Genomic DNA, 633 nt, shown 5'->3' with positions numbered 1-633 from the left:
GATCTGGCTGTGGGTTGAGACGAAACGCTGGCATTGCCGCGTCGACTTGAAGCGCATCATGCGTCGTTCTCGTCGTCTAAGAGGAAGGGGGGGGGATTTTCTGCGCGGTTGTTCAGACCCTTGTGCGAGCGATGCTCGACGCCCGGCATCAATTCAGCTTTGGCGGCGGCGTAAGAGCGCAGCTTGTCGGTCACCATGACGCGCGGGGCAATACCCCGGCCTTTGAGCAGCTTACGCATCAGCCGAAAAGCCGCACCCTTGTTCCTACGGCTTTGCAGCAGAGTATCGAGAACGTAGCCGTTGGCATCGACGGCGCGCCACAGCCAGTCCTTCTTCCCCTTGATCGCCACGGCCATCTCATCAAGGTGCCACTTATCGGCAAAGTGACCACAAGATCGCCGCCGAAGTTGATGGGCGAATTTCAGGCCAAATTTCGTTGCCCATTCTGCGACGGTCTGAAACGAGACGTCAATGCCACGCTCGGCAAGCAGGTCCTCGACGTCGCGCAGGCTCAGCGGAAATCAATAATAGAGCCACACCGCATGCGCGATGATCTCGGCCGGAAAGCGGTGACGTTTGTAGTGGGCGCACACCTCTTCCGTCATGCCGGTAGACTATCGTCCCGATCCACAC

Annotated in this window: 1 pseudogene; it reads right to left on the bottom strand. The window is 58.8% G+C overall.

The features are described from left to right. Positions 1-605, bottom strand: a pseudogene (locus ACT6VE_RS34860) (IS6 family transposase); the annotation flags it as partial. Positions 606-633: the final 28 nt, after the last annotated feature.

Source organism: Shinella sp., assembly GCF_052438155.1.
In the GTDB taxonomy this organism is placed as follows: Bacteria; Pseudomonadota; Alphaproteobacteria; order Rhizobiales; family Rhizobiaceae; genus Shinella.
This window is presented reverse-complemented; position numbering and strand designations above follow the sequence as displayed.